General features: G+C 42.4%; 7 protein-coding genes. 3 read left to right on the plus strand and 4 right to left on the minus strand.

Annotated elements, in window-relative coordinates:
* Window positions 1-355: 355 nt before the first annotated feature.
* The 3 genes from ACMJ0U_RS04245 to ACMJ0U_RS04255 are packed head-to-tail and all read left to right on the plus strand — an operon-like array spanning window position 356 to window position 3,433.
* On the plus strand, window positions 356-1,429 hold the full coding sequence (locus ACMJ0U_RS04245; RefSeq protein WP_417128389.1) for an HNH endonuclease domain-containing protein: 1,074 nt from the start codon (window positions 356-358) through the stop codon (window positions 1,427-1,429).
* Window positions 1,430-1,434: 5 nt separating this feature from the next.
* On the plus strand, window positions 1,435-2,529 hold the full coding sequence (locus ACMJ0U_RS04250) for a bifunctional class I SAM-dependent methyltransferase/HIT family protein (protein WP_417128390.1): 1,095 nt from the start codon (window positions 1,435-1,437) through the stop codon (window positions 2,527-2,529).
* A 10-nt stretch (window positions 2,530-2,539) separates the two neighbouring features.
* Entirely contained in the window at window positions 2,540-3,433 is an 894-nt protein-coding gene (locus ACMJ0U_RS04255; protein ID WP_417128391.1) for a hypothetical protein, read from the plus strand.
* A gap of 234 nt (window positions 3,434-3,667) precedes the next feature.
* Here ACMJ0U_RS04255 and ACMJ0U_RS04260 read toward each other — a convergent pair whose 3' ends face one another.
* The 4 genes from ACMJ0U_RS04260 to ACMJ0U_RS04275 form a co-directional block, all read right to left on the minus strand.
* On the minus strand, window positions 3,668-4,528 hold the full coding sequence (locus tag ACMJ0U_RS04260; protein WP_007562461.1) for a DNA adenine methylase: 861 nt from the start codon (window positions 4,526-4,528) through the stop codon (window positions 3,668-3,670).
* Entirely contained in the window at window positions 4,525-5,163 is a 639-nt protein-coding gene (locus tag ACMJ0U_RS04265) for a thymidylate synthase (RefSeq protein WP_007562465.1), read from the minus strand. The genes ACMJ0U_RS04260 and ACMJ0U_RS04265 overlap by 4 nt, the downstream gene beginning before the upstream one ends.
* A gap of 66 nt (window positions 5,164-5,229) precedes the next feature.
* Window positions 5,230-5,472, minus strand: coding sequence for a hypothetical protein (locus ACMJ0U_RS04270; protein ID WP_007562467.1), 243 nt, complete (start codon window positions 5,470-5,472; stop codon window positions 5,230-5,232).
* A 185-nt stretch (window positions 5,473-5,657) separates the two neighbouring features.
* Window positions 5,658-6,143, minus strand: a complete 486-nt coding sequence (locus ACMJ0U_RS04275) for a hypothetical protein (protein ID WP_417128393.1) — start codon at window positions 6,141-6,143, stop codon at window positions 5,658-5,660.
* Window positions 6,144-6,263 lie beyond the last annotated feature (120 nt).

Here is a 6,263-nt window from a genome sequence, read left to right on the forward strand (position 1 = left end):
ATAGACGGGGCTTTCTCCGAAATCAAATACTATCTTAAGTCCATTGGACAGGCCTTTCTCCATACCTTTGATTTCACAGAAATATTTTCGTGCCTGGATTTGCATGGGAAGGAAGCTCAAAGTTCCGATGCAGAAGATAATAAGTCTTTTCATAGTTATTGAGAGATTACATTTATTGTGGTGAAGGTAAATATTATACATGAAGACAACAAAAAATACGAGAACTTTATGCGGCATTATCAAAAAAATGGTAGAAATTATCGGTTATATGATGCTTTTCTGTAATTTTACTCAGTACTAACTATCATTTTATATCTTAGCTTTGGATGAACAGCTAATAATAATGTAACAAGCCATGCAAATACCGCAATCACAAACACTTACCACCCGGTGCCTTAGTCGGATATTTGATACCACTTCGGCCACTTATAAGTTCTTCTGGTTCTTGTCTATCTTGCAGATACATGCCCGTTCGGGGAATTTACATATAAACGTATGGGATATTGTGATTCGTATGGTGGCCAATGCCTGGTATCCGATACATTATTTCAGACTGTCATTTGGGAAAAACGATTCTTTGTTTGATATTGTCACCGAATTGCAGAAAGAGACACAGATACCGATTGATGCGGGTTGCGAGGAGGTTATCGGACAGCTTCAGGCAAGGCTGAGAGATAAACCGGTAAAGAGTAGGCTGGGCAAGCTTACTACGTATGTGCCTTACTGTTTTCTGTATCCCTGGATAAATGCGACAAATAACAGTCGTGAAGTGATGTGGCGTTCTCAAAGTTTTGAAAACGGATGCCTTTATTCCATCTATAAGGAGAAAACGGATTTTTATATCGAACTTAATCCGGTGTGGGATGAGTATTTGCATACGCATTACAAGATTCTGATGGATTTCATTTATTGGAACTTGATGCAGTTCCTGCAAGTGAGGAATCCCAATGTGCCGGCTATTTCCAGTAAGCTAATCAGGCCGGAAAGCAGGAGTTCTCTGGCAAACCAGCATCGTTATTGGAATAAGGTGATACAGATAGGAGGGCCTGTACGCTGCATTTATACCGGTCATGAGTTGCATCCTTCCGATTATGAGTTGGATCATTTCATTCCTTGGAGTTTTGTTTCTCATGATTTGCTTTGGAATTTGATTCCTGCTGATGGTAGTATCAATTCCTCCAAAAGTAATTATTTGCCGGATTTGGATATTTATCTGCCTGAATTAGCTAAATTGCAGCATCATTCTTTGAAAGTCTCTATACAAGCGAATTACCAGCCAACTATTCTGGAAGATTTTCTGTCTTTAGGGTATACTCCGAAAGAATTTGTCCTGATGAATGAAGAAGAGTTTCTGGAGGTGTATAGGCGTACTTTCGGACCGATGCACCAAATAGCCTTGAACATGGGATTTGAAACCTGGAAATACTAAATACTATGGAACCTGAAAAGATAAACCATCCTTACCTCACCGCCATCAAGCGTACGAGTCTTTCTGTGCCCACCCGTTACCTGCTTCAGCATAACCTGCTGAAAGGACGTATTTTGGACTTCGGTTGCGGGTATGGCTTTGATACAGACGAGTTGAAGCGTCAGGGGTATGACATCACGGGGTACGACTATTATTATCGTCCTGAATATCCGGACGGGAAGTTTGATACCATTCTGTGCAACTATGTGCTGAATGTACTGGAACCATACGCACAGGCGGAAGTGATGATGAATGTCACGAACCTTCTTGCTCCTACGGGAACGGCCTTTTTTGCCGTGCGTCGTGACCTGATGGAAGAAGGATTCAGGTTGCATGCCATTCATCGCCAGTACACCTATCAGTGTAATGTGCGGCTGCCTTTCCAGAGCTTGGAACGTAATTCGAGCTATGAGCTTTATCAGTATCAGCATTTCAATAAGTTGCCCCGGAAGGAAGGGGAGGTCTGTCCTTTCTGCCGTCTGTCGCGAAGAGTGGAAATTATTTGTGAGACGGCTACTTGTGTGGCGTTCTATGACGGTTATCCGGTGTCGCCAGGTCATGCGCTGATTATCCCCAAGCGGCATGTAGCTTCTTACTTCGACCTGACCAATCACGAACGGGAGGCCATGAATGTGGTGCTTCAGTACGTGAAGCAGAAGGTAGACGAGCGATACCATCCGGACGGATACAATGTGGGCATTAATGTGAACGAGGCGGCAGGCCAGTCGGTCTTTCATGTACACATGCACCTGATTCCGCGCTACAAGGGCGATGTGCCCAATCCGAAAGGTGGGGTAAGAGGTGTGATTCCGTCAAAACAGAGTTACAATGCTAACGAGGGGCTTTCTTCGCCTGCACAGCCGGAGAGGAAGAAGGCTTATACCATTGAAGAGAAGAGAAGCGAGCATGGAAATGCCTATATACCTTGGGAAGAAGAGGCTGACCAGTTGCTTTGCCGTCTGTATGATGAAGGAAACAGCATTGATTATCTTGCTGAGATGTTTGAACGTACTAAAGGAGCTATCCGCAGCCGCTTGAAGAAACTGGGGAAGATTAGTTAAATAAAAATTTATGTTATCATTAGCTCAATCCAAACAAATGTCGGAAGCTTTTGTAAAAGAAGCTTGTCATTATCTGAATTTGAATCCAGATACATTAAGAGTCATTTTTACGTCTTATATTCAACCTAAAATTGGAATACTACAGATGGTGGATGTGCTTCCCGATGATACAATCGTCGTTGGGGAGAACTTTTTAAATGAACGTCGCGCAATGAATAGCTTTACTCCGGTAAGAGTGGAGATGTATAGTCGTGTCAGGTACATTTATCAGAGACGGAAAGCGGGTGGTAAACTTGAATGGGGAAAGGCTTGTATAGATGCGATGGATTATGCGATGGCTTTGTGCTTTTTGAAGGGCATGCAGTTATTATGTCTGACAGGCAATCCTGAACAGTTCTTTGCAGGAGCGTTGAAGATTCTTGCTGAGGAGTTCAACCTTCATTGCCAAGTGTTCAAGATGCCTACAGAACCGTATAATGGTTACTGTTTTTACAAGGTTCATCTGGAGGAGGCTGACGCAGATAGATTGTTATGTAAGTATTCTAGGCGTCTCCCTTTTACTGGTACGGAACCGTCTGCGGACGAAAAAGGTACGTTGGCTAATCCGTTTGATAACATATATGAGGCGGTGGAATATCTTCGGAAAATGGAGAAGGAGGCTTATGAGAATGACACGATGATGAATGACATTGCTGAAACGAATTATTTCTATGACTTCAGCCAAGGGCATTTCCGTATCAGCTGGGCATCTCCTTATGTGGCTCATCTGAAACAGCCATTCCCGGAGAAATCTTTTATCATGTCACAAATGGCTCCATTGGATATTACACATCCTGAAGATTTTTATTTTTGTTTGAAACCTAATTTATACAAACATAAGTTTTTGTACCGGGGACAGGTATAATCCGCAAATCCAAATTTCCGCAGAATCCGAAACGAAGCGTTCGATTTTCAGGGAAAAGGACAAAACGAAGCGTTCAAAAAAGGAAAGCGCGCAACACTCAAAAAGCCGAAACAAAAGTTTTGTAATGACCTCTGTTTCGGCTTTATAATTTCATAAAAAATGGCTTTATAACGGCATTAAAATAAGGCTCAAAAGTTTGGCCTTCTACTTGAAAAATTGTATCTTTGTTCAGTGCTAAGCAGCTGTTTTATGAACTAATTTTTCCTGTTTCTTATACAGCATCATGTCTGTATATTCGGCAGAATAATTCATGTGGGCATTGAATTCCTTTTTTGTACAACCCTCAAAAGGATTGCCAATGGTTTTGTTTGCTCCAATCCATTCACACAGTTCAAGTATGGAGGATTTATTGGATGTGAAATAAACGAAGGAATGCTTTTCGAGTATCTTTAAAACATCCAAATAATCAGACAAGCGCCAATACATATTGTACGTACCAACATCAGTGGAAAGATAAGGCGGATCAATTAAAAAGACGACTCCGGGAACATCCTTATATTGGTTGAATACTGCTTTGTAGTCGCATGATACAATTTCAAGCCCTTTTAAGTAGTCAGAAGACTCCGGATAACCGGTCTTGCGAATGTTGTTATAAAGGACTTCCTTGCGCATTTCGGCTACAGACAATTTATACTTCATGGAGAACATAAGTGAGGATGATAAGGTTATAAAATCCACGTACCCAACATTTAGTTCTTCTTCCTCGATACGTTTAAAAATGCGTTCTCTAAGTTCCCCTTTAATTGGTTTATGTTTGGGTATCGAATTACCCACCAGCTCCCTAATATCGGCAAGCAGTTTATTTGTCTGTGGGATATTTTTCAGTCTGAACCGGTAGTTGTCGAAGTCATTGTAGACAACAGTAGCATCGGGCTTGCTTCTTTTGGCTATATGCGAAAGAAGTCCGGAACCGCCAAACAAGTCCACAAACACGGTATCTTCAGGGAACTGTTCCAAAACTTTAATAAACTCTTTAGCAAACATTCTTTTTTGGCCTACAAATGGCAGTGGTGCAGATAAATTCATATTCTTCATACGTTCAAGTCAAATTTAATGTTTTCAACTCCGGATAACAGTTCCAGAGTCCGGTCAATGTTATTTTCATATATATGCACATTTCCAAGGTCAAGGGTTATGGACTTCAGGGGAAGCTCCACCTGCCTTGCCATCAGATAAAGATGATAAATATCAGCCGGAAGCCCAAGGTTCGCATCAGAACTACGCTGATATGCAGATAGCACCAATTCTCCCTCATCAATTTGGAACTGCACAAGACTCAGGCAGGGTGCCTGGTTGCTTTCCACCCCGGTTTCTCCAAGAAACAGGACATAATTCTTGCTGTTGCGCTTTTCCCGGTTAATCCTGGTTATGAGGGGTGGAAGCTTTTCAAAGTAAGTTGGATAGCTGTTTACAAGGGTATGGCCGCAATAATCCCACCAGGTAATCCCTGCCTCTTTGTATTTTTCCACATCCCGGACTCCTTGCATAAACAGTTTCAATTCCTCTTTCAGCTTTTTCCTGGCTATCCCGTGGCTTTCAAATATGTCAAGTAAATCAGCGGGGGTTAGCATGAGCCTTTCGTTTAATAGATACTTGATACGCCCTTTCCTATTGGTCTGGATTTTGCCCGTTTGGAGTATCTTGTCTAATGTCTGGTAATACTTATTCATGAGCTTTATTTTTGGTTGTACAAAGGTAGCTCTACCGGACAACACAAGGCATCCCCGGCACATCAATCACACTGCACCGAGCGTGCAGTGCTTTCCAAACCGTTTGATAACATCATACACCTTACGTTCGCTTACCGAATATTTATTTGCCAAAAACGCCACTGCATAAGTGGTCTTTTCACCTTGTTTTTTCATGACCTCATACTCCGTATATAAGTCTATGAATCGAAGGTCATCCTGCTTGCCGCCCAAACTTATAAGCATTTCAAGCGGTTCTCTGTTAAATTTAAGTGCTTCAAACAATGTCATATCCAATCATTTTTGTACTTTTGCAATGCCAATCATTTATTTAATGCGTAAAAACGCCACGAGAGTGCGGCAGAGGGCATTGCCCCCGGTCGCGCACTCTCGTGGCGTTTTGTGTTAATAAATGATTGGCGTCTATATTAACAGGCCGGGGGCTTTTTTTATCCCTCCCCCGAAGGGATTGTCAATCACTCAATCCGATATAATTCCAAATTGAACTTGTCCTTTTTTTCCCAGCCTTCAGCCAGAACTGTCTGAATGAATCCTACTGCTTTTGTATAGAAATCTTTCAGTTCTTCTAACTGAGTAAAAGTATGGTATTCCGGTTGTTCATCCGAACCAAACTTAAACGTCACTGGCAGGGTTTCTCCGCCCGTCTGAACGGCCAAATCGTATGCTGCCTTATAGTTGTACTGGTTCTCCACAGAAAGCCATACATGGGCACCATTATAGGCGACTCCGGATAGGATAGCCGCATCAGTCTGGCTGTTATACCAGGACATAACCAATGTGTGGATTTCCTCATCAGTAGGCTTATGCCCGAACTCCTCTTCCATGTAGGAGGCAGAGCCGTTCTCTTTTTCCTGCACATCCCATCGGATGCGCCATTTGTCTTTAACCGGGTTCGTGCATTCCATCAGCGAAACCCCGGAACTTCCTTCAACTCTTCTCATGTAAACACGTATTTGGTTCTACCTTTGCCGAATGTCTCTGTCTTGATGGTCGTTTCAAACGGGAAACCATCCGGCATTTCCTTTACTTGTGCGAGAATATTCTTCATTTCCTCGCTGTTG

Source organism: Phocaeicola sp. (assembly GCF_048170425.1).
In the GTDB taxonomy this organism is placed as follows: Bacteria; Bacteroidota; Bacteroidia; order Bacteroidales; family Bacteroidaceae; genus Phocaeicola.

Bases quoted from the DNA above. Each gene is read 5' to 3' on its own strand.
- ACMJ0U_RS04245 (WP_417128389.1), top strand. From the start codon at position 356: ATGCAAATACCGCAATCACAAACACTTACCACCCGGTGCCTTAGTCGG.
- ACMJ0U_RS04250 (WP_417128390.1), top strand. From the start codon at position 1,435: ATGGAACCTGAAAAGATAAACCATCCTTACCTCACCGCCATCAAGCGT.
- ACMJ0U_RS04255 (WP_417128391.1), top strand. From the start codon at position 2,540: ATGTTATCATTAGCTCAATCCAAACAAATGTCGGAAGCTTTTGTAAAA.
- ACMJ0U_RS04260 (WP_007562461.1), bottom strand. From the start codon at position 4,528: ATGAAGAATATGAATTTATCTGCACCACTGCCATTTGTAGGCCAAAAA.
- ACMJ0U_RS04265 (WP_007562465.1), bottom strand. From the start codon at position 5,163: ATGAATAAGTATTACCAGACATTAGACAAGATACTCCAAACGGGCAAA.
- ACMJ0U_RS04270 (WP_007562467.1), bottom strand. From the start codon at position 5,472: ATGACATTGTTTGAAGCACTTAAATTTAACAGAGAACCGCTTGAAATG.
- ACMJ0U_RS04275 (WP_417128393.1), bottom strand. From the start codon at position 6,143: ATGAGAAGAGTTGAAGGAAGTTCCGGGGTTTCGCTGATGGAATGCACG.